We start from the raw sequence: 1,252 nt of genomic DNA, 5'->3' as shown, positions 1-1,252 counted from the left end.
GGCAATGTTTACGTCGATTTCCAGCCCTTGGCCTGGATTCGCTGCAAGTCGATCTAAAACGTTGGCAATGATCTCTGCCAGTTCAGATGCTTCCGGATCAGCCATTCCACGAGCTGCAATTGCGGACGTTCCCATCCGGAGCCCCGAGGTGACATTCGGTGGCTCCCTGTCTTGTGGCACAAGATTGCGGTTCGTTGTCACGCCATGAGCTTCCAATGCCTTCTGCGCGGCATCGCCTGTCAGCCCACGCGTTCTGAGGTCAACCATCGTGAATGGCGTATCTGTCCCCCCTGTGACGATTTTGAACCCACGTGCGCTCAAGCCGTTCGCCAGAGTTCGCGCGCAGCTCAGTACCCGTCTAGCGTATTCGGTAAACTCGGGCTTAAGGGCCTCACCGAAACAGACGGCCTTGCCAGCAATAACGTCGGGCAACGGCCCGCCTTGAATGCCGGGGAATACCGCTGAATCGATTTTCTTACCAAAAGCCGCGTCGCGAGACATTATCAGGCCTCCCCTCGGCCCGCGTAGATTTTTGTTGGTCGTTGTGGTTACCAGGTCCATGTGAGGAAACGGGCTCGGATACTCTTTTGCAGCTATCAATCCGGAAAAGTGGGATACATCGGCGAGTGTGACTGCGCCAACCTCCGCAGCGATTCTTGATACCTTAGGAAAATCGATAGCACGAGGATAGGATGAGCCGCCTACAATAATCAGCTTGGGACGGTGCTCGCGAGCGAGCTGTTCCATCGTATCGTAGTCGATGAACCCCTCAGGTGTTGTCCCGTATGATATTGTCTTGAACCAGCGACCGGACAAGTTGGACTTGAACCCGTGGCTCAAGTGCCCCCCCGAGGAGAGGTCCATACTCAACACTGTGTCTCCGGGCGTGAGTAAAGCAAAGTACACTGCCTGGTTAGCTTGGCTACCGGAATGGGGCTGCACATTTGCGTGTCCTGCACCGAACATCGCCTTGGCTCGCTCTATGGCAAGGCGTTCGATGGCATCGACGTTTTCGACACCAGCATGATACCGTTTTCCCGGATAGCCCTCAACGGTGGTGAATACCACCATCGATGCCATCGCTTCACGGACCGCGTTACTCATGTAATTCTTCGGGGCGATCAATTCTACCTGACTTCGTTGCCTCGACTCGTCTGCTGAGATTAAAGGTGCCAGTTCAGGATCTGCCTGGGCCAGGGGCTCCTCAAAAAACCATCTCTTTGCTTTCATGCAGAAGTCTCCTTTGGACCTG

At 55.0% G+C, this 1,252-nt stretch carries 1 protein-coding gene; it reads right to left on the bottom strand.

The genetic code is table 11. From position 1 onward, the window contains the following. On the bottom strand, positions 1-1,230 hold a 1,230-nt coding region (locus tag AC0L28_RS34595), incomplete at its 3' end, for a serine hydroxymethyltransferase (RefSeq protein ID WP_473482969.1). Positions 1,231-1,252 lie beyond the last annotated feature (22 nt).

It is taken from the genome of Mesorhizobium sp. WSM4847, assembly GCF_055811335.1.
Note: the sequence above shows the minus strand (reverse complement) of the source record. Positions and strands in the feature narration are given on the sequence as shown.